Below are 21,030 nucleotides of genomic sequence, written 5' to 3' on the forward strand. Positions count from 1 at the left end.
AAGTGGTCCGAAAATAACTAGGCATGAAATGCACGGTGTGCCATGGAATGGCGAGTCCGTTTCAACTCCCGCCAAGCCCGCGTGCAAGCTCGTATGGCATAGCGCGATTCAGGATGTCCGAGGAGGTGCACTACGGATAGCCGCTCATGCAACGTGCATTTTCTGCCGGACATCCTCGTGCAGTTTAGGTGACGCGACGGCGGATATCCACCGGGACCTTTTTTTGCTAGGCTGACATAAATGGGCCTTTGAAGGACGTGCAGTGATGCAAGCAAGTCGCAAGGTCGGTAAGCAGGCTGCGGATCGTGAGCCGGCCGAAGCAGAGCAATCTGCCCAAGCGGCCTTTGCGTCGTACGCGGCGCCGCTTGTCGATGCGGCGATCGAACATGCCAGTGAGGTGCATGAAGACGCGTCGCCCGAAGCGCTGCACAAACTGCGCGTGTCGCTGCGGCGGCTGCGCTCGTTGTGGTGGGCGTTCGAACCCTTGCTGGAAAAAGGTGGGAATACGCGCCAACGGGCGCTGTACAAGTATCTGGCTACGGCAGCCGGCAAGACGCGCGACTGGGACATTCTGATCGCGTTGATTGCCGGCAACGAGCCTGTTGCGCCCGAGTTGTCGCCGCAACTCCAGGCAGTGCGCGGCGACGCGTTGGCGACAAGTCGCGAAACGCTTTCAAACGCGGATGTCAAACGTCTGTTGCAAGACGCGCTAAGCAGCGCCAGCAAGGAATTGAACACGGCTCATGAGCGGGTGCCGCTGCAAACGTTCGTCGATCAACGGGTGGCTGCTTCTGAACGTTCGCTAAAAAAACGCATAAAACGCGCGTCTCGCGCGAAGCGCTCCAACTACACCGCCTTCCACGACGTCAGAAAGGCCGGAAAAAAAGTGCGCTATCTGCTCGAGTTTTTCGAGCCGGTTTTGAGCGGCAACCACAAACGCGTGCTGAAGCGGTTGAAGCGGATTCAGAAGCGTTTTGGTGCGCTCAACGATATTGTCGCGAGCGAAATGCTGTTGCGCGACAACGTGGACTTGCTAGCCGGATCCGGCGACACCGACGCAGCGCTTCGCTGGTTCAGGAAGGAGCGCAAACGCCGGATGCGCGCGGCAGCGGGACTGCTGCGCAAACTGTAATCCGGCGCGGCGGGCGGCCGCGTGCCCAGGCGAGGCGGCCCGGGTAAGCCGATTGGCTATGCGTCGGGATTGATCCGCCGGCTTGACCTTTTGCGAAGGAGGCGATGCGCACGTGGCACATCCAACGCTTTCGCGGCGGCGACGGTTGCGATTCATGTCGCGCGCCGGTGGGACCGAGGTGGCGCGCTACGTCGGCAACCATCCGTTTTTTGCGGGCGTGGCCGGCACGCTGGTTGCCGTGGCGATGGCCGGTTTGACGCTGCTGACGCTGAGCAGCGGCCGCGCCGACGCGCTCGATCATGCGCGCGAAACGGCGCAAAACCTCGTCTCGATCATTTCCACCGATCTCGAACGAAATGTCGAGATTTACGATTTATCGCTGGAGGCAATGGTGGACGGGGCACGCGATCCCGGCACGTGGACCCTGCCTTCCGGCTTGCGGCGGGCCGTGCTGTTCGATCGCGCAACCACCGCGGCCTACCTTGGCGGCGCCTATGTACTCGGCCCGGACGGCCGGGTGCTCGCCTCGCAGAACGACGAGATCGACGCCTCGGTGAGCCTGGGCGACCGCGACTACTTTCTGGTGCATCAACGCAATCCGGTCGCGGGGCTCTATCTGTCGCACCCGTACCGCTCGCGGCTGCGCGACGGCAAGCTGTCGATCGGTCTCACGCGGCGCATCAATGAAGCCGATGGCAGGTTTGGCGGCGTTGCGCTGCTGGCGATACGCATCGAGTATTTTCAGCATCTGCTGGACCGGATCAACACCGGCGAACTGGGCTCCGTGTTCATCGTGATGGACGACGGTACCTTGCTCGCGCGCAAGCCGTTTTCCTCGCGCGATATCGGCTCGAGCATAGCGAGGTCGCCGACCTTCCAGGTGATGGCCGCGCATGACTCGGGCTCGTATATCGCCATCTCGGCGGTGGACGGCGTGCGCCGGATGTTCACCTACGCACGTGTGCCGGGCACGCCGCTGATTGCTGCGGTTGCGCCGTCCGTGGATGAAGTGCTCGCACCGTGGCGGCGTCGCAGCACGATTGTCGGCGTGTTGACGCTTGCTTTCGGCGCGGTGTTCGTGATGGTCTCGTGGCTGCTTGCTTTCGCGTTACGCGACAAATCCCGGGCGCAGGCGGCGCTGATGCGACTGGCCGCGACCGACCCGTTGACCGGCCTGAGCAATCGCCGTGTGCTCGACAAGCGTCTCGATGAAGAATGGCGGCGCGCGCGGCGCTCGGGGCAGTCGCTATCGGCCTTGTTCATCGACATCGATCATTTCAAGCATTTCAACGACGTCTACGGCCACGCAAGCGGCGACGAGGCGCTGACCGCCGTGGCCGAATGCATCTCCGCGACGGTGCTGCGTCCGGTCGATCTGGTGGCGCGCTACGGCGGAGAAGAGTTCGCCGTCATCCTGCCGGATACCGCAGCCGAAGGCGCGCTCAACGTCGCGGAACAGATTCGCAGCAAGGTCCAGAGTCTGCGAGTCGTGCATCACGACGGTGAGGTGATTGCTGTCACGGTAAGCATCGGTTGCGCGACCTGTGTGCCGGCGGACGGCGCGAACGCGCTCGATCTGCTGGCCGCTGCCGACAGGCAGCTATACGCGGCCAAGGCGGCAGGGCGTAACCGGGTCAGCTCAGCGGTGTCGGCGAGAAGTTCGATGGCGCAAAACCCGTCGCGATGAACCGTGGCGTGTGACGGCAACGCGTTGTGTGAGACAGCGCTCGCGCGTCGGGCTGGTTGATCGCTGATCGTTCAGGGACCTGTCCAGGCGCCTTTGCCGCGCCGGGGGGCGAAGCCGCGTAGCGTCACCGTGCCGCCTGCCTCGGCGTGCGATGCGGGTGCGCGTCTGCCCTTAGTCGCATCGTCCACCGACTCTGATGGCTCGACGGGAAACCCGCGCCTTTGCCAGGCATCGAGGCCACCCCTCAGGGCGCGAATCCGCGTATAGCCGTTCAGGCGCATGCGGCGTGTGATCTCCACAGCGGTTGCGCTGTCCGGACAGATGCAATAAATCACCATGTCATATGCGAGCAGCGCACCGTCGACCTGTTCAGGCGAGTGCGGGTCGAGCGCGAGCGCACCGGGAAGCGGGCGCGGCGCTTCGCCTGCCGATGCGGCTGGGCGGGCATCCAGAATCTTGCGCGGCATGATGCGGCGCCATCCGCGTGAGGCCGCGGGTGCCTGCGAGGCGCTCGCGGAGTCGGCATCCGCGAGACGGCGCCGTTGCTGCAGGCGGTACAGCAAATACATCAATGCCGCGGCCAGCAGGACGTCGATCACGGTGCCGCCGCGCGCTCTGACGACGGCGAGTAGCATATGCAACTGCCGTTCCGCCGCGGCGCCGCCAAGTAGCCAGAAGGTCGCCCACGCCAACGCGCCGACGAGATCCCACATGGCGTAGATGCGACTGTCCACGGCGGTCGTGCCCATGAGCGGCGGGGTGATGAGTCCCAGTCCGGGGACAAACTTCGAGATCGACACGAGCGGCACGCCGAAGCGTTCGAATAGCGAGCGAGCCGAATCGAGCCTGGAATCGACCACCGGAGAGATTCGGCTCAAGGCGGCGATCAGCTTGCGTCCGTAGATGCGGCCCGCGGCGAACCATGTGCCGTCGCCGATGAGCGCGCCGAGCACCGCGGCCAGCAGGATCGGCCAGAAAGACAAGGTGCCGGCGGCAATCGCGGAGCCCGCGAAGAGCAGGATGGGAACCGCGGGGATCGGCAGCCCGAGGCGTGTCAACAGAACGTTGAGAAAGACGACTGCGCCGCCCCAGGTTGAAACCGCCGCCGACGGAAACGCTACCAATTGCGGAACTCCTGTTGTGTTCGATTGACCACGCCGTTGTGGCGGGTTCTATTTTGATCAGGATACTCGATGGATGTTGCCGAAGCACCGGCTGCTCCTACCTGACTGCCAGCCAGATCCATGCCTGATTGGAGCCGGTATTCCGTCAAGCTGACGGGGCCGCCGAACTGTTGGCGGGTACTTTCTCTGCAATTTCGTTCAAGACGGCACGCGTTGGCCGCCCTTAATCTGCCTGCTCAGATACAGGAACAGGACAGCAGCATGAATTCACGCTATGTCGGCTATGTGTTTTGCGCGCTGGCGATGATCGGGGTTGGCAGCACGGTTGTCGTCAGCAAATCGATCGCCAGCGGATTGCCGCCGTTCAGCGCGACCGCGTTGCGGTTTGCCATCGCGTTTCCCCTATTTGTGCTGGTGATGCGCTGGCGGGGCGTGCGCTGGCCCCGTCTCGACCGGCACGATACGGTGCTCGTGATTGCCCAGGCGGGGGCGGGCAGTGTCGGTTATACGGTGTTGCTCATCAGCGGGATGAAGCTCGCCTCGGCCGCCGATGCGGGCGTGATTGCAGGCACCTTGCCTGCCGTGTGCGGCATGATCGCCATGCTCGCGCTGGGCGAACGCCCCGCGCCCGCCTTGATCGGCGCGATTGTTCTTGCCACCTTGGGCGTGCTGGTGTGTACCGTGCGTCTCGACGATTTCGCCGCGCCGCATGCAGCCCGTTCGCTGGTCGGCAATGCGCTGGTGTTTGCGGCGATCGTTTGCGAGGCGCTCTTCATTCTGCTCAATCGCAAGTTGCACACGCCGATCGCGCCGCTGCCGCTGTCGGCGTTGATGTGCGGCATTGGTTTCGCGGTGGCGCTCGTGCCGGCGTTCTTCGAGCGGCCCTGGAGCGTGCCGTTCAGTCCGGACGCCCTGGCCGGGGTGCTGTATTACGCGCTGGTGCCGACCGTGGCCGGTTTCGTTCTCTGGTATGCGGGTGCTGCGCGCATCAGCGGTGCCGAAGCCGGACTGATGACCGCGCTCGTGCCGGTGAGCGCGGTGGCGTTGGCCGCTGCCGTGCTGCGGGAACCGGTCAGCGCGGCGCAGCTTGCGGGTGTCGCGTGCGTGCTTGGCGCCGTGCTGCTGGCCACCTTCGGCCAGATACGCACGGCGCGCCGTACGGCTCGCGGCACGGCCTGAGGTGGCTCAGGTATTGGGGATCGCCACCACCCCCGGATTGCCCACGATCGACAGAAATTCGCGACGCGTCGACGGATCGGTGCGGAAGGTGCCCAGCATGCGCGAGGTGACCATCGTGACACCTGCTTTGTGGACCCCTCGCGTGGACATGCATTGATGCGCGGCTTCGAGAATGACGCCGACGCCCGCCGGTTGCAGCACTTCGTTCAACGTATCGGCGATCTGCACGGTCATCTTTTCCTGGATCTGCAGACGCTTGGCGAAGGCATCGACGAGGCGCGCCAGCTTCGAGATGCCGACCACCCGATGCTCGGGCAGATACGCAACGTGTGCACGCCCGATGATCGGCACCATGTGGTGCTCGCAATAGCTTTCGAAGCGGATATCTTTCAGCACGATCATTTCGTCGTAGCCGTCCACTTCGGAGAAGGTGCGGGCCAGGATTTCGCGCGGGTCGACCTGATAGCCGGCGTAGAACTCCTCATAGGAGCGCACCACGCGTGCCGGCGTATCGAGCAGGCCTTCGCGCTCGGGATTGTCGCCGGCCCAGCGCAATAGCACGCGTACTGCTGCTTCAGCTTCTTCGCGGCTGGGGCGGTCCACTGCCGCTGCGGGTTTGGTTTTCTTTGCTTTGCTGCTGGCCATCCGTCGCTCCTCCGGGGGCGCGCGTCGACGCTAGACGGGGCGCGCGGGTTCAATGAGTAGCGGCCATTGTTCCATGTTTTGCGCCGTATCGTGTCGATGCCCCTTTCGCTGACGGGGCGTGAACTTACTTTGGCCACTCGTCCATAGCGTCGTTGAAGAGTTCGGCGACGATGCCGCGCAGCCAGCTCGCGCGCGGGTCGTTATGAAACTTGCGATGCCAGTGTTGCCGCAGATCGAAGCGCGGCAACGGCAGTGGCGGCTCGACCAGCGTGATCGACGCATGCTCCGACACGTACGCGAAGCCGATGGCGTGCGGCACGGTGGCGAGCAGATCGGTGCGCGCGAGGATGAACGGCAGACTCATGAAGTGAGGCGTTTCGAGCACTGCGCGGCGCTTGATGCGTTTCTTTTCCAGGTAGTGTTCGAGGACTTCCTGGCTGCGTCCTTCGGCGCGCACTACGGCGTGGCCTGACGCCACGTACTGAGGCAGCGTGAGCGGCGCTTTCGAAAGCGGGTGCCCTGTACGCATCAGGCAGATGAACCGGTGGGTGAAAAGCCGTTGCTGGAAGAAGTTGTTGCCTGACAGGTCGGGGAAATAGCCTACGGCGAGGTCGACGTCACCCGATTCGAGCCCGCGTTCCACGTGCGAGGGCGGCAGCGACACGGAGCGCAGATTCGCTTGCGGCGCGCGTTCGGCGAAGAGTTGCAGCAGCCGCGGCAGGAAGACGATTTCGCCGACGTCGGAGAGCGCGATGGAGAACGTATGGGTGCTGGTGGCAGGATCGAAGTCTTGTACGTCGAGCATGCCTTTTTCGATCCGCAGCAGCGCGTCGCGAGCGGCGGGGAGGATGGCGAGCGCGCGCGGCGTGGGTTCCATGCCTTTTGACGTTCGCACGAAGAGCGGGTCGTCGAAGTATTCTCGCAGGCGGCCTAGCGCGGTGCTTACGCGGGGTTGGCTGACACCGAGCTGGTCCGCTGCGCGGCTTACGTTGCGGGTGTCTTCCATTGCTACGAGGTAGGGGATCAGGTTTAGATCCAGGGTTGTGTCGGGCATTGGGGGGTTTTTTGCCTGCGGCGGGTGTTTTGGGGTATTTCCTCGTTGGATAAAGGGTAGCTTAATAATCTGGATTCTGGATAGAGGGTGGGGCCTGCTTGGTGGGTTTGCTGTTGATCTGGATTTTTGGGCGTTGCCCCGCTGGGTTCGTGGTCTGTTCTGCTGTTGGTCTTTTGGCCTTTCCTTGTTTTGTTAGTGGTCTATTAGTGTTGCCCCTGTGCGGGGCGGCACTTACTTTCTTTGCCGCCGCAAAGAAAGATAAGCAAAGAAAGCGGCTTCACCCCGCAAGCTCATAAGCGGGTCCCCCGCGCAGCCACGGTAGTGGTGCATCTGGAATCTGTCGCCTCGCACACTCCGCCTCAGTGACAAGGCAGTCATACCTCCGGCGGCGCTGCGCGCGCCGATACCCTGTTCATAAAACCGCCCTCCGGATTTTCGCTTCCGCGGTTTGCTCCGTTCCCTGACTCGTCGTTGCGTCGCTGCCACCGGGTTGCGGTTTCATTCTCCCAGTTGTCCCGTTCCCTGATTCGCTGTTGCCTCGCTGCGCCCTCGATGCCGTTTCGCTCCCGCGTTTGCCCCCGCGCCCTGAATCACCGCTGCTTCTGCTGTAAGCACAACCGCGGCAGCGGTCGCGATTGCACCGCGAATGCGACGCACGCCATTTCATTGAAGTGGGGTTGACCAATCAGAGCGGAGGCATCTCGCCGAGGCGCAGCCGACGGCCCCCGCTGCGCGAAGCGAAGCCACTGGTTTCCCAAGCAGCCCCGTCCGCGACGCACGCAGTGCGGAGTGGGAGCTGATGAGCGCCTTGTCGCTAACGCGGAGTGCGCGGGAACACGGATTCCAGATGCACCACTACCGCGGCTGTGCGGGGGACCCGCTTAAGAATTGGCGGTTTGAGCCGCTTTCTTTTGCCTACTTTTCTTTGCGGCAGGCAAAGAAAAGTAGGTGCCGCCCCGCACAGGGGCAACACTAATAGACCACGAACAAAACAAGGAAAGGCCAAAAGACCAACAGCAGAACAAACCACGAACCAAGCGGGGCACCGCCCAAAAATCCAGATCAACAACAAAACCGCCGAGCAGGCCCACCCCCACCTCCTATGATTAAGGGCAATCCCCAACCTTGACAACTCGCCCAAACGGCGACCATAATCGCCTCAACGTTCGCTAATCGAATCCATGTTCGCATATAGAACAAATCGACAACGAACAAACCAAAGGCGCCAGCCCGCATCCTTACCCGGCGAGCAGCCGCCAGCACAGGCCCGGAGACCGTCCTGCCCAAGCCCTTGCCTGCCAAGGCAAAAAGCAAACGCCCAGCGGCCCGCAGCGCCCCCAAAGGAACTTCGACATGATCAACAAGATTTTCGAGTCACTTCAGTCGGCGGTAGCCGATGTCCACGACGGCGCGACCGTCATGATCGGCGGCTTCGGCACGGCCGGTATGCCGTCCGAACTGATCGACGCACTCATCGAACAGGGCGCCCGCGAACTCACCATCGTCAACAACAACGCCGGTAATGGCGATATCGGCCTCGCCGCGCTGCTCAAAGCCAAACGCGTGCGCAAGATCATCTGCTCGTTCCCGCGTCAAACCGATTCGTATGTATTCGACGCGCTCTACCGCGCCGGCGAAATCGAACTCGAACTGGTGCCGCAAGGCAACCTCGCGGAACGCATTCGCGCAGCAGGCGCGGGGATCGGCGGGTTCTTCACGCCCACCGGCTACGGCACCAAGCTCGCGGAAGGCAAAGAAACCCGTCTGATCGACGGCAAGCACTACGTGCTGGAGTCGCCGCTACATGCGGACTTTGCGCTGATCAAGGCGTTCAAGGGCGACCGCTGGGGTAATCTGGTCTATCGCAAGACCGCGCGAAACTTCGGCCCGATCATGGCGAGCGCGGCGAAAACGGCCATCGCGCAGGTGTCGAAAGTGGTTCCGCTCGGTGAACTCGATCCGGAAAACATCATCACGCCAGGCATCTTCGTGCAACGTGTGATCGAAGTGCCGCAAGCGGTGCATCAAGCCGAACTTGCATCCGCGACCGCCGCCTGAGGAGAACGACATGAAAAAACTGACCCGCGATGAAATGGCCAAGCGCGTTGCCCAGGATATTCCTGAAGGCGCTTACGTCAACCTCGGCATCGGCGTGCCCACGCTAGTGGCCAATCACCTCGACGCCGGCAAGGAAATCTTCCTGCACAGCGAAAACGGCCTGCTCGGCATGGGCCCGGCGCCCGCAAAGGGCGAGGAAGACGACGAACTGATCAACGCCGGCAAGCAGCACGTCACGCTGCTCACGGGCGGCGCCTTTTTCCATCACGCGGATTCGTTCGCGATGATGCGCGGCGGCCATCTGGATTTCTGCGTGCTCGGCGCGTTCCAGGTGTCGGCGAAGGGCGACCTGGCGAACTGGCATACCGGTGCGCCCGATGCGATCCCGGCAGTCGGCGGCGCGATGGATCTGGCCATCGGCGCGAAACAGGTCTACGTGATGATGGAACACCTGACCAAGCAGGGCGAAAGCAAAATCGCGGCGGAGTGTTCGTATCCGGTCACAGGCGTGAATTGCGTCGACCGCATCTATACGGACCTGGCAATGATCGACGTCACCGATCAGGGGCTCGTGGTGCGCGAGATATTCTCGGACATCGATTTCGATGCGCTGCACAAACTGACGGGCGTACCGCTGATCGACGGCACGCAAGCGGCTCGCGCGGCCTGAGCATCGCGGCACAGGGCAGGCTTGCGGATAACTGCACGCCTTGCGCCACTAAACCGCCAAGCGGCGAAGCGGCCAAGCCGCTAGCGCAGCGAAACGCGCACGTCGCGCCCCGCGTCCCGCCGCCGTCGCGGGCCAAAGTGCGCGTGAGGCGCGCTTCCAGCACCTCACGCCGCTCGGGTAATGTCACGGCGCATCGCACATAGCGAGCCCGTACGCCCTATAGGACAGACGCGGCAACGACGCACATCCACCGCGCGGTCGCGGCGAAGTGCGGGGCACGATGCGCCGCAACGCCGTGTGCGGTACGCTCTCGTTAGATAGCGTGCAGGGATGCGCTTCGCGGCGTGCCCATGCAGCTTCGGCGAAACTCTTACTTTCGACTCCCTCATCGACGCCATCATGCTCGACTCCAGCGCCCGTCTGACCGGCCTTCTTTGCGGCACCCAGCCGATGAACGATATCTGGTCGCCGCGTGCCACGCTGCAACGGATGCTCGATGTCGAAGCCGCGCTCGCGCGCGCCACGGCCGCGCATAACGTGATTCCCTACCGCGCCGTAGCCGCGATCGAGGGCGCCTGCCATGCGGATCAACTCGACGCCAACGCGCTTGCGCGCGACGCGGCGCTCGGCGGCAATCTCGCGATTCCGCTCGTCAAACAACTTACCGCGCGCGTCAAAGCGGCGGACGCGGAGGCATCGAAGTACGTCCATTGGGGCGCGACGAGCCAGGACATCATCGATACGGCGACGGTGCTGCAATTGCGCGACACCTTCGATCTGCTCGACAGCGGCCTGCAAACCACCTGCGACGCGCTGGCGAAACTCGCGGCCACCCACCGCGCGACGCCGATGATCGGCCGCACCTGGCTGCAGCAGGCGCTGCCGATCACGCTCGGTCTGAAATTCGCGCAGTGGCTCGATGCACTGCTGCGTCATCACGAGCGGCTCGATGCGTTGCGCGCGCGCGTGCTGGTGCTGCAATTCGGCGGCGCGGCCGGCACGCTGGCGAGCCTGCGCGACGCGGCGCCACAAGTCACGCAATCGCTGGCGCAGGAGCTCAAGCTGGCTGTGCCCACCTTGCCGTGGCACACGCAGCGCGATCGCATCGCCGAAACCGCATCGCTGTTCGGCATGCTGATCGGCACGCTCGGCAAAATCGCGCGCGATATCTCCTTGCAGATGCAAACCGAGATCGACGAACTGGGTGAACCTGCCGCGGCCGGCAAGGGCGGTTCGTCGACCATGCCGCACAAACGCAATCCGGTTGGCTGCGCCGCTGTGCTGACGGCCGCGACGCGCGCGCCGGGGCTGGTGGCCACGGTGTTCGCCGGCATGGTGCAGGAGCACGAGCGCGCGCTCGGCGGCTGGCAAGCCGAATGGGACGCGCTGCCGGATCTCGCGCGCCTCGCGGGCGGCGCGCTCGCCAACATCGCACAGATCGCGGCGGGGCTCAACGTGAATGTGCCGCGTCTGGCCGCCAATCTCGACGTCACGCACGGCCTGATCCTCGGCGAAGCGGTCATGCTCGCGCTCGGCGACAGCATCGGCCGGCTCGATGCGCATCATCTGGTCGAGCGCGCCTCGAAAGCGGCCATCGCCGAACACAAGACACTCTTCGACGTGCTCGCGGCGGACGCCGCCGTGACCGAACATCTTTCGATCGAGCGCCTGAAGCAACTGCTCGATCCCGCTCAATACGTCGGCCAGGCGCACGCTTATGTGGACGCCGCGCTGGCACTTCATCACGCGCGCGCCAAACGCGCCCTTTCCAAGGAGTAACCGGCATGCCCTACGCCGCAGTCAACGGTACCGAGCTTCACTATCGAATCGACGGGGACCGTCACGGCCACGCGCCGTGGATCGTGTTGTCGAATTCGCTCGGCAGCGATCTGTCGATGTGGACGCCGCAGGTCGCGGCGCTGTCCAAACACTTTCGCGTGCTGCGCTACGACACGCGCGGCCATGGTCACTCGGAAGCGCCCAAAGGTCCCTACACGATCGACCAGCTGACCGGCGATGTGCTCGGTCTGATGGACTCGCTGAAGATCGCCCGCGCGAATTTCTGCGGTCTGTCGATGGGCGGCCTGACCGGCGTCGCGCTGGCCGCGCGTCACGGGAATCGTCTCGAACGGGTCGTGCTGTGCAACACGGCGGCGCGCATTGGTTCGCCGGAGGTGTGGGTGCCGCGCGCCGCAAGGGCCCGCACCGAAGGCATGCTCGCACTGGCCGACGCGGTCTTGCCGCGCTGGTTCACCGCCGACTACATCGAACGCGAACCCGTGGTGCTTGCGATGATCCGCGACGTGTTCGTGCACACCGACAAGGAAGGCTACGCATCCAATTGCGACGCCATCGACGCCGCCGACTTGCGGCCCGAAGTCCCCGGCATCAAGGTGCCCGCGCTGGTGATCAGCGGCACGCACGATCTGGCCGCCACCCCGGCACAAGGCCGCGAGCTGGCACAAGCGCTCCCGGGCGCGCGTTATGTCGAACTGGACGCCGCACATATTTCCAACATCGAGAGAGCCGAGACCTTCACGAAGACCGTGCTCGACTTCCTGACGGAGCAGAAATGAACGACGAAGACCGCTACGAAGCCGGACTCGGCGTGCGCCGCGCGGTGCTGGGCAGCGCGCACGTCGACCGGTCGCTTGCGAATCGCACGGAGTTGACCGACGAGTTCCAGAATCTGATTACCCGCTATGCGTGGGGCGAAATCTGGACGCGTGAAGGTTTGCCGCGTCACACGCGCAGTTTGCTGACCATCGCGATGATGGTCGCGCTCAATCGCAGCGAAGAACTCGCATTGCATCTGCGCGCCGCAAAAAATAACGGCGTGACGCGCGAGCAGATCAAGGAAGTACTGCTGCAAACCGCGATCTATTGCGGCGTGCCGGCGGCCAACTCGGCGTTTCACCTCGCCGATAAACTGTTCCGCGAAGACGACGCTGCAGCGGCAAAGCCTTAACAAAGTCCTGAAGCGCGCGTCACATAATGCGCGCTTCAGGCAATCCTGCTGGTATTCAGCACGGCGATGTCGGCCGGCACCTGCAAGCGCACCGCGCGCAACACCGTATCCTTGATGACCTCGCGCCAATGCGCGAGTGCGGCCTTGTCCATCAGCGGCTCGCCGAGAAACGCACCCAGCGTGTACTGATTGGCGTTATAGAAATAACCGAGCGACGCGATCATCAGGTACACGTCACGCGCTTTGACGTCGGCACGAAAGACGTTTTGCGCCTGGCCCGCATCGAGTAACTTCTGCACGACCGAAATGGCATAGCCGGAAATCTCCTTCAGCTTCGACGATTTCTTCGCGTGCTTGCCCTGGTGCAGATTCTCGCTCGATAGCAGCGTGACGAACTCGGGATGATCGAGGTAGTACTGCCAGACGAATTCGACCATCTGCTCGAGGCCATGCACAGGATCGCCCAGATCGAGATCGAGCCTGCTTTCGGCTTCGTTGAACTGCGTGTAGATCGTCTCCAGCACTTCGATAAACAACTGTTCCTTGCTGCCGAAGTAGTAATAGATCATCCGGTCGTGCGAACGCGCGGCCTTCGAAATACTTTCGATTCGGCCGCTTGCAAAGCCTTGCTTGGCGAAGACCTTGATGGCCGCTTTGAGAATCTTGGCGCGGGTATCTTGCGCCTGCTTCGCTCGGATACCGATGGCGCCCGGCTTACGGGCGGCAGTGGGACTCATGGCGGTCTCGGATCTCTTTGTTAGCGTCGGGTTGAACGGCCTGCGCCGCAGCCGCTAAGGCAAGCTCGGATAAGCTTGAGCGCGGCGCGTCCTCATCATACAGCCCATATTGCGCGTGAAGAAATGGTCGGCACGATCAGATGCTCGGCGTAGATCTGAAGCGCGATTCCTACGCCAATGCCGCGCCGCAGCATTCACATGCTCACCGGGAAACTCATTGCGCAGTCTATTTTGATCGAGTAGATTTCAAACAAGTTTGGTGTAGCGGATACTACACGAACGGTGAGTGGCCGCAACATGGAAAAATGCGGATCACGCGAAAGTCCCTTTGAATAGGGGAGATTCGTCAGCCGGGCAGGACCGATTGTAATGTCGTCGTATGGGAACCCCACCATGACAGAACATACGAAGGTCGATTTCGGTGCGGAGCGCGTCGACGGCGAAACCGCCTCGACACCAGGCCCGACCGTGCTCGAGAAAGCGATGCCGCGCAGCGAGCGAATGGCGTCGAACAAGATTGAATGCAATGCCTGCCCGGTGTTGTGCCAGATATCGGAAGGCCGCACCGGCGCGTGCGATCGTTATGCGAATGCGGATGGGCGGCTGATTCGCGTCGACCCTGTCGTGTTTCTGTCGCGCGCCGCGCGTTCGCCCGAAGCGATCGCGAATAGCGTGGAGTCTACGGTCGAATTTGGTGCATCGTCCGAAGTGCACGATCCTGCCGCGGAACAGGCGCTGTTCGTTACCGGCATCGGCGCATCCTCCACGTACCCCGACTACAAGCCCGCGCCGTTCATTGTTGCCTCGAAGCTCGACGACGTCGACATGATCACCGTCGTCACCGAGGGCATTTTCAGCTATTGCAGTTTCAAGGTGAAGATCGATACCGACCGCTTTCTCGGGCCGGAGCAATCGAACGTGCGTTGCCACGGCGAAATCGTCGGGCATGTGACGACCGCCGAGTACGGCTCGCAGATGCTGAGCCTGGGTGGCGTCCATCATCTGACCGGCGGCAGCAAGAAAGAAGGCCGCGTCACCTGCGACATGATGCTCGCGCTCGGCAATAAGGAAGCGGTGGAGCTGACCATCGACGGCGGTGCGAGTCTCACGATTCGCGCGGGCGCGGCGCCGATTGTCGACGGCGTGGAGGAGCGGCGTATGCGGGTGGGCTGTGGGTCGGCCACCATTGGCATCTTCGCCAAGCAGTGGTTCGGCCACGTCGACGAAGTGGTGGTGGTCGACGATCACATCACCGGCGTGCTGACCGAACACCAGGCGGGCCGCTGCCTGGGCATGACGCGTTCAGGTCTGAAGATTCGCGGCCGCAAATCGACTCCCGGCCGCTATTTTCAGGTCGCGAACCCCGGCACCGGCTGGGGCGGCACCGACATTCAGGACCCGCTGGCGATTGTCGAAGGTTTCGATCCCGCCGTGGCAAAACCGGGTATGCGCTTGCTGATGGTGTCGACCACCGGCGAACACGCGCAATGGTATGAGCTCGATCAGGACCTCGTGCCGCGTATCGCGGCCATGCCGGACGCCGTGCGTCGCACGGTCGAACGGATCGGCGAGAACTGCGAACCCTCGCTTACTACGGTGCTGTTTCTCGGCGGCGCAGGCGGCAGCCTGAGAGCGGGCGCGACGGAGAATCCGGTCCTGCTGACGCGCGCGATCAAACAGAAGCTCGTCAACGTCACCTGTGGCGGCGCGCCCGCCTATGTGTGGCCGGGTGGTGGCATCACCGTCATGGTGGATGTTTCGCGTATGCCCGACCGATCATTCGGCACCGTGCCGACGCCCGCGATCGTCGCACCGATCGAATTCACCATGACGTACGACGCGTATCGCGATCTTGGCGGCCATCTCGACGCGGTGCGCTCGCTGGCAAGCGTGCTCGCGAATGGGCCGGACCATACGGAGGGGGCGCCGCTTGCCCGCAGAACATTGGCGCGTCATCCGGACAATCCGTGGCCGCCCGCTATGCCGCCGATGCCGGGCTGACCGCGAACATGAACGGCACGACGAATCCGATGAACACAATGAATGCAACGGGCGCAACAAGCGCAACGGGCGCAACCCGCACCCAGCTCGATGCGGCCCGCTGGCATTGGCAGCACGGGCCGATCGATCTGATCCTCAGTGCGGACGGCGAACCTTCGGCGGTGCAGGCCGCCTATGAGGTCTGCTGGGCACGCTTTGTCGACGTGTTGCCTGAACTGGTCGGCGAGCTGAGGCTGCTTCGGCAACCTGTTCCAGGCCATTCAGCGCACAGCGACTGCATTTTGAAAGGTCCCGTTGCGCGCCGCATGTGGAGCGCCTGCCATCCTCACCGCGCGCGTTACATTACGCCGATGGCGGCCGTTGCGGGCAGCGTCGCGGATGAATTGATCACGGCGTTCGCGCGTGAGGGTATAGCACGCGCCTTCATCAACAACGGCGGCGATATCGCGCTCTACCTGACGGAAGGCCAACAGTATCGCGTGGGCGTGTTCGCCGATCTGGCGGCGTTCTCCGGCGCGAAATTGCCGGGCGCTCAAGCTTTGGACGCCAACCTGACGCTCGATGCCGCGACGCCGATTCGCGGCGTCGCGACCAGCGGCTGGCGTGGGCGCAGTTTCAGTCTGGGCATTGCCGACAGCGTTACAGTGCTGGCTCGCAACGCCGCCACTGCCGATGCCGCCGCGACGATAATCGCTAATGCCGTCAATCTGGACCATCCCGGAGTGGTGCGCAGGCCGGCGTCCTCGTTGAAAGACGATAGCGATCTGGGCGACATGCTCGTGACCGTCGACGTGCCGTCCTTGCCGCAACCGTTGATCGACTTCGCGCTGGCGCGTGGTGTCGAGGCGGCGCGGCGTTTGCAGGAACAAGGTCTGATCGAAGGCGCCGCATTGTTCCTGCAAGGACGGGCGCGTGTGGCGGGATTGCACGACCAGGAAACGTTGGTCAGGAATCGCGCCGGGACGACCAGCCTGGGTCAGCAACGTGCAACAGGCAACCTGAAATGAGCAACGGAGGCTCCGTGTTCGAAATACGCCGCGTGCTGACGCACGTCGAAGACATTTTTCACGAGTTCGGCCCCGCACCCGCGCAGCCGTTGCGGCGCGGCGCGATTGCCGCGGTAATGACGAATCCGTTCGCCGGCCGCTACGAGGCCAGAATCGAGCACGCCATGGAAGCGCTCAAGCCAATCGGCTTCGACATGGCGCAACGGCTGCTGGCGGCGATGGCGGTGCCGCATGCGTCGATCGAAAGCTACGGCAAAGGCGCAATCGTCGGCTCGCGGGGCGAACTCGAGCATGGCGCGCTGTGGCATGTGCCCGGCGGCTATGCGATGCGCGAACTGCTGGAAAAAAACGGCGTGCCGACCAACGCCATCGTGCCGTCCACCAAGAAAGTCGGTGCGCCTTCCACCGCGCTCGATGTGCCGCTCACGCACGTCAACGCGAGCTACGTACGCAGCCATTTCGACGCGATCGAAGTGCGTGTGCCTGGTGCCCCGGCTGCGGACGAACTGGTGTATATCCTCGTGATGAGCACGGGCCAGCGCGTGCATGCGCGTGTCGGCGGCCTCGCGAAAGAGGCGATTGTGGGCAAGGACGGCTTGCGCTGAGCGGCGTAACACGCATCGAAACCGGGAGAATGAAATGGCAATCAAGCTTCGCAAGCTGATCGTGCAGGTCGATGAAACACGCATTGAAATGGGGCAGGCCGTCGAACCACCGGCACGCCGTGCAGTCGCGATCGCGGTGATCGATAATCCTTACGCGGGCCGTTACGAGGCGAAACTGGACGCGCTGATCGAAGCCGGCGAGGAACTGGGAGCCTTGCTCGGCAACAGGTGTGTCGAAGCGCTCGGCATCAAACCGGGCGACGCGCAAAGCTACGGCAAGGCCGCGATCGTCGGCGAAGCGGGTGAACTCGAGCACGCGGCGGCGATCCTGCACCCCAAGCTTGGCGCCCCGCTGCGCGTCGCGGTTGAAAAAGGCGCGGCGCTGGTGCCGTCGGCGAAGAAAATGGGTACGCTCGGCACCGCGATCGACGTGCCGCTGGGCCATAAGGACGCCGCCTTCGTACGCAGCCATTTCGATGCGATCGAGGCACGTGTGTCGGATGCGCCGCGCGCGAATGAAATCGTGGTGGCCGTTGCAGTGACCGCCTCGGGCCGGCCGCTGCCGCGCATCGGCGGCTTGCAGGTGAGTGAGATCAAGGGCGAAGACGGTTTGCGCTGAGCTATTTCAAGGGTCGCGATGCTTTCGAATCTGCTGGTACAGATGGTCAACGGGCTCGCCGATGCGTCGACGCTGTTTCTCGTCGCCGCCGGTTTGTCGCTGATCTTCGGCGTGACGCGCATCGTCAACTTCGCGCACGGCTCGTTCTATATGTTCGGCATTTACGTCGCGTATAGCATCGCGAGCCGTTTCGGCCATACCACGGGCGGCTTCTGGCTGTCGGTGCTGGCTGCCGCGCTGGTGGTGGCGGTGCTCGGCGCGCTGGTCGAAATGATCGTGCTGCGGCGCATCTACCAGGCGCCCGAGTTGTTTCACCTGCTGGCGACCTTCGCGCTGGTGCTGATCTTTCGCGACGCCGCGTTGTGGCTATGGGGCCCGGAAGACCTGTTTGGACCGCGTGCGCCGCATCTGGCCGGCGCGGTCGAGTTTCTCGGCCATCCGCTGCCGACCTACGATATCGCGCTGATCGCGATCGGACCCGTGGTGTTGCTGCTGCTCTGGTACGCGTTGACGCGCACCCGTTGGGGCACGCTCGTGCGCGCCGCGACCCAGGATCGCGAGATGCTCGGTGCGCTCGGCATCAATCAGGCATGGTTGTTTACCGGCGTGTTTTTTGTCGGCGCGTTTCTCGCCGGCCTGGGCGGCGCGCTGCAAGGGCCGCGGATGTCGGCGAATCTGTCGCTCGATCTGGAGACCATCGGCAATGCGTTTGTCGTGGTGGTGGTCGGCGGCATGGGGTCAATTCCGGGCGCGTTTATCGCGGCGTTGCTGATCGCCGAGATCAAGGCGCTCTGCATCGGCATCGGCCATGTATCGGTGTTCGGTATCGATCTGTCGTTGAGCCGTTTTACGCTGGTTGCGGAATTCGTCGTGATGGCGGTGGTGCTGGTGGTGCGGCCTTGGGGCTTACTCGGGAAGGCGAGCGCGGCGGTGCGTGGCATGGCGGCGCCCGAAGCGCCCCTGAGGCCCGCCGGCAAGCGCCTGAAGTGGCTGGCGGCCATCGCCTTGCTGGTGCTGGTGCTCGCACCGCTTGCGGCCAACGCGTTTCCCTATATGCCTGTGCTGCTGGTTGAAATCCTGATCGCCGTGCTGTTCGCCACGAGTCTGCATTTCATCATGGGTCCCGGCGGCATGCATTCGTTTGGCCACGCCGCGTATTTCGGCCTGGGTGCTTATGGCGCCGCGCTGTTTCTCAAGGTTCTGAATCTGCCGATGGAAGCCGCGTTGCTGCTCGGCCCCTTGCTCGCCGTGGCGGGCGCGCTGGTATTCGGCTGGTTTTGCGTGCGGCTCTCCGGCGTGTACCTCGCGATGCTGACGCTCGCGTTCGCGCAGATCGTCTGGTCCGTGGTGTTCCAGTGGGACGATGTAACCGGCGGCAGCAACGGCATTCTCGGCCTGTGGCCGTCGAACTGGTTGTCGTCCCCGGTCGCTTTTTATTATCTGACGCTCGCCTGCGCCGTGGTGGGGGTGTGGCTGCTGCGCAAGATGCTGTTCTCGCCGCTCGGCTACGCGATGCGGGCGTCGCGCGATTCGGTGTTGCGCGCCGAAGCCATCGGCATCGACGTGAAACGTGTGCAGTGGGCGGCGTTCGTTGTCGCGTCGCTGTTTTGCGGGCTTGCCGGATCGTTGTATGCCTTTTCCAAAGGGACGATTTCGCCCGAGGTGATCAGCGTGAGCCGCTCCGTGGATGGCCTCGTGATGGTGCTGCTCGGCGGCTTGCAGACCTTGACCGGTCCCATCGTCGGCGCGGCGGTGTTCACCTGGCTACAGGACACCGTCGCGCGGCAGACCGACTATTGGCAGGCGTTGCTGGGTTTCGCGATCCTGCTGCTGGTGATCGCGTTTCCGCAGGGGATCGTCGGTTTCATTCGCGAGCGGTTCGGCGACGATACGGTGGATAAGGCGGAAGAGCGGGCTTCGGCGGCGTCACAAGGTACGGCGATCAAGGAGGGGCTATGAGCCTGCTGCGCGTATCCGGCCTCTCCAAGTCGTTCGGCGGCCTGAAAGCGGTCGACGACGTGTCCTTCGATCTTGAAGCCGGCCAGTTGCTTGCGCTGCTGGGCCCGAACGGTGCGGGCAAGTCGACCTGCTTCAACATGGTCAACGGGCAACTGCAACCGTCGTCCGGTTCGATTCGTCTTGAAGATCGCGAACTGGCCGGCATGCGACCACGCGATATCTGGCGGTTGGGCGTCGGCCGCACGTTTCAGATTGCCGCGACCTTCAATTCGATGACCGTGCTCGAAAACGTGCAGATGGCCCTCGTCTCGCGCGAACGCAAAACCTTCGGCCTGTGGAAACCCGTGGGCTCGCGCTATGCCGATGAAGCCATGACGCTGCTCGAACAGGTCGGCATGGGCGCCGACGCGAACCGCGCCTGCGGTGTGCTCGCTTACGGGGATGTCAAACGCGTTGAACTGGCGATCGCGCTGGCCAATCGGCCGAAGTTGCTTCTGATGGACGAGCCCACCGCCGGCATGGCGCCCAGGGAGCGCAACGAACTGATGGCGCTGACGAGGCGTCTTGTCACGGAGTACAAGATCGGCGTGCTCTTTACCGAACATAGCATGGACGTTGTATTCGCTTACGCCGATCGCATGATCGTGCTCGCGCGCGGCAAGCTGATTGCCGAGGGTGACGGCGAAACGATCCGCAACGACGCACGCGTTCAGGAAGTCTATTTCGGCACCGGCAAGACCTTCCAGCCACGCGCGCCGCTGCATGAAGCGGCAGGCGGCCATCCGGGACAAGGAGCGCTGCAATGAGCGAGCCGATGCTGAAGGTCTCCGGCCTCAATGCGTTCTATGGCCGTGCGCATATTCTGTTCGACGTCGGTCTCGAAGTGGGCCGTGGCGAAGTGGTCGCGCTGATGGGCCGCAACGGCGCCGGCAAATCGACCACGATGAAAGCGGTGATGGGACTATTGCCGCGCCGCCAGGGCGAAGTGCGTTTTCGCGGACAGAACATCACGGCGTTGCCGCCTTACCGGATCGCTCGCATGGGCATGGGATTCGTGCCCGAAGACCGGCGCGTGTTCGCCGATCTGACTGTGATGGAAAATCTCGATACGGGCCGTCAACCGCCGCGCGAAGGCGCGCCGCAATGGACGCCGGAAAAACTGTTCCGCCTGTTCCCCAATCTGGGCGAAATGCCCAGACGCCCCGGCGGCCAGATGAGCGGCGGCGAGCAGCAGATGCTGACCGTCTCGCGCACGCTGATGGGCAACCCGTACCTTGTGCTGCTCGACGAACCGTCCGAGGGCGTTGCTCCCGTGATCGTCGAGCAGATGGCAAACATGATTCTCGAACTCAAGCGCGAAGGGCTATCGATTCTGTTGTCCGAACAGAATCTGCACTTCGCCGAGCTGGTCAGCGACCGCGCGTACGTCCTCGAAAAAGGGCAGATCCGCTTTAGCGGCACGATCGGCGAACTCGCAAAGAACGAAACAGTGAGGCGCGCTTATCTGAGCGTGTGATTCCATCGGCGCAAGGCGGCGTGCAGAGGGTATGCGCGCATGCGGCGCCGGGCAGTCGTTGCGAAAGGA

19 protein-coding genes are annotated in these 21,030 nt (G+C 63.4%); 15 read left to right on the forward strand and 4 right to left on the reverse strand.

Features of this window, described 5'->3' with window-relative positions; genetic code table 11:
• Positions 1-265: 265 nt before the first annotated feature.
• Complete coding sequence (locus tag AC57B6_RS32660) at positions 266-1,132, forward strand: CHAD domain-containing protein (RefSeq protein ID WP_281665085.1); 867 nt, start codon at positions 266-268, stop codon at positions 1,130-1,132.
• Between the two features lie 112 nt (positions 1,133-1,244).
• Complete coding sequence (locus AC57B6_RS32665; protein WP_496422874.1) at positions 1,245-2,819, forward strand: diguanylate cyclase; 1,575 nt, start codon at positions 1,245-1,247, stop codon at positions 2,817-2,819.
• 71 nt (positions 2,820-2,890) lie between these two features.
• Here the strand turns inward: AC57B6_RS32665 and AC57B6_RS32670 are convergent, their stop codons facing one another.
• Positions 2,891-3,943 (reverse strand): VTT domain-containing protein, encoded by a 1,053-nt coding sequence (locus AC57B6_RS32670; RefSeq protein ID WP_496422875.1) that lies wholly within the window; start codon positions 3,941-3,943, stop codon positions 2,891-2,893.
• A 261-nt stretch (positions 3,944-4,204) separates the two neighbouring features.
• On the opposite strand from AC57B6_RS32670, the gene AC57B6_RS32675 reads away from it, so the two are divergent.
• Positions 4,205-5,122, forward strand: a complete 918-nt coding sequence (locus AC57B6_RS32675; RefSeq protein ID WP_496422876.1) for a DMT family transporter — start codon at positions 4,205-4,207, stop codon at positions 5,120-5,122.
• Positions 5,123-5,128: 6 nt separating this feature from the next.
• On the opposite strand, the gene folE is transcribed toward AC57B6_RS32675, so the two are convergent.
• Complete coding sequence (gene folE / locus AC57B6_RS32680; protein ID WP_028359580.1) at positions 5,129-5,767, reverse strand: GTP cyclohydrolase I FolE; 639 nt, start codon at positions 5,765-5,767, stop codon at positions 5,129-5,131.
• 124 nt (positions 5,768-5,891) lie between these two features.
• Entirely contained in the window at positions 5,892-6,821 is a 930-nt protein-coding gene (locus AC57B6_RS32685; RefSeq protein WP_028200518.1) for a LysR family transcriptional regulator, read from the reverse strand.
• Between the two features lie 1,353 nt (positions 6,822-8,174).
• Here AC57B6_RS32685 and AC57B6_RS32690 point away from each other — a divergent pair.
• From AC57B6_RS32690 to pcaC, 5 genes are all read left to right on the forward strand, one after another.
• Positions 8,175-8,879: a 3-oxoacid CoA-transferase subunit A gene (locus tag AC57B6_RS32690; protein WP_046572590.1), complete on the forward strand. Its 705-nt coding sequence runs from the start codon at positions 8,175-8,177 to the stop codon at positions 8,877-8,879.
• A 10-nt stretch (positions 8,880-8,889) separates the two neighbouring features.
• Entirely contained in the window at positions 8,890-9,549 is a 660-nt protein-coding gene (locus AC57B6_RS32695; RefSeq protein ID WP_028200516.1) for a 3-oxoacid CoA-transferase subunit B, read from the forward strand.
• A gap of 399 nt (positions 9,550-9,948) precedes the next feature.
• Positions 9,949-11,328, forward strand: coding sequence for a 3-carboxy-cis,cis-muconate cycloisomerase (locus tag AC57B6_RS32700; protein WP_030103792.1), 1,380 nt, complete (start codon positions 9,949-9,951; stop codon positions 11,326-11,328).
• A 5-nt stretch (positions 11,329-11,333) separates the two neighbouring features.
• On the forward strand, positions 11,334-12,125 hold the full coding sequence (gene pcaD, locus AC57B6_RS32705; RefSeq protein ID WP_028200514.1) for a 3-oxoadipate enol-lactonase: 792 nt from the start codon (positions 11,334-11,336) through the stop codon (positions 12,123-12,125).
• Positions 12,122-12,517 (forward strand): 4-carboxymuconolactone decarboxylase, encoded by a 396-nt coding sequence (pcaC, locus tag AC57B6_RS32710; RefSeq protein ID WP_028200513.1) that lies wholly within the window; start codon positions 12,122-12,124, stop codon positions 12,515-12,517. The genes pcaD and pcaC overlap by 4 nt, the downstream gene beginning before the upstream one ends.
• A 35-nt stretch (positions 12,518-12,552) precedes the next feature.
• Here pcaC and AC57B6_RS32715 read toward each other — a convergent pair whose 3' ends face one another.
• Positions 12,553-13,254: a TetR family transcriptional regulator gene (locus AC57B6_RS32715; protein ID WP_106357693.1), complete on the reverse strand. Its 702-nt coding sequence runs from the start codon at positions 13,252-13,254 to the stop codon at positions 12,553-12,555.
• A gap of 393 nt (positions 13,255-13,647) precedes the next feature.
• Between AC57B6_RS32715 and AC57B6_RS32720 the strand changes: the two genes are divergently transcribed.
• Genes AC57B6_RS32720 through AC57B6_RS32750 form a run of 7 tightly spaced genes read left to right on the forward strand, consistent with a single transcriptional unit; the run spans position 13,648 to position 20,961 of the window.
• On the forward strand, positions 13,648-15,255 hold the full coding sequence (locus AC57B6_RS32720; protein ID WP_474634083.1) for a 6-hydroxynicotinate reductase: 1,608 nt from the start codon (positions 13,648-13,650) through the stop codon (positions 15,253-15,255).
• Positions 15,256-15,293: 38 nt separating this feature from the next.
• Positions 15,294-16,262 carry a UPF0280 family protein gene (locus AC57B6_RS32725; RefSeq protein ID WP_496422886.1) on the forward strand — a complete coding sequence of 323 codons (969 nt, stop codon included), beginning with the start codon at positions 15,294-15,296 and terminating at the stop codon, positions 16,260-16,262.
• A 14-nt stretch (positions 16,263-16,276) separates the two neighbouring features.
• Entirely contained in the window at positions 16,277-16,867 is a 591-nt protein-coding gene (locus tag AC57B6_RS32730; RefSeq protein WP_030103788.1) for an amino acid synthesis family protein, read from the forward strand.
• 34 nt (positions 16,868-16,901) lie between these two features.
• Positions 16,902-17,486 carry an amino acid synthesis family protein gene (locus AC57B6_RS32735; protein WP_046572592.1) on the forward strand — a complete coding sequence of 195 codons (585 nt, stop codon included), beginning with the start codon at positions 16,902-16,904 and terminating at the stop codon, positions 17,484-17,486.
• An 18-nt stretch (positions 17,487-17,504) separates the two neighbouring features.
• Entirely contained in the window at positions 17,505-19,445 is a 1,941-nt protein-coding gene (locus tag AC57B6_RS32740; RefSeq protein WP_030103786.1) for an ABC transporter permease, read from the forward strand.
• Positions 19,442-20,251 (forward strand): ABC transporter ATP-binding protein, encoded by an 810-nt coding sequence (locus tag AC57B6_RS32745; RefSeq protein WP_030103785.1) that lies wholly within the window; start codon positions 19,442-19,444, stop codon positions 20,249-20,251. Before AC57B6_RS32740 ends, AC57B6_RS32745 begins: the two co-directional genes overlap by 4 nt.
• A complete protein-coding gene (locus AC57B6_RS32750; RefSeq protein ID WP_028200507.1) occupies positions 20,248-20,961 on the forward strand; it encodes an ABC transporter ATP-binding protein in 714 nt (237 codons plus the stop codon). Before AC57B6_RS32745 ends, AC57B6_RS32750 begins: the two co-directional genes overlap by 4 nt.
• Positions 20,962-21,030 lie beyond the last annotated feature (69 nt).

The organism is Paraburkholderia sp. BGA-UO-ETr-F12, from assembly GCF_059567945.1.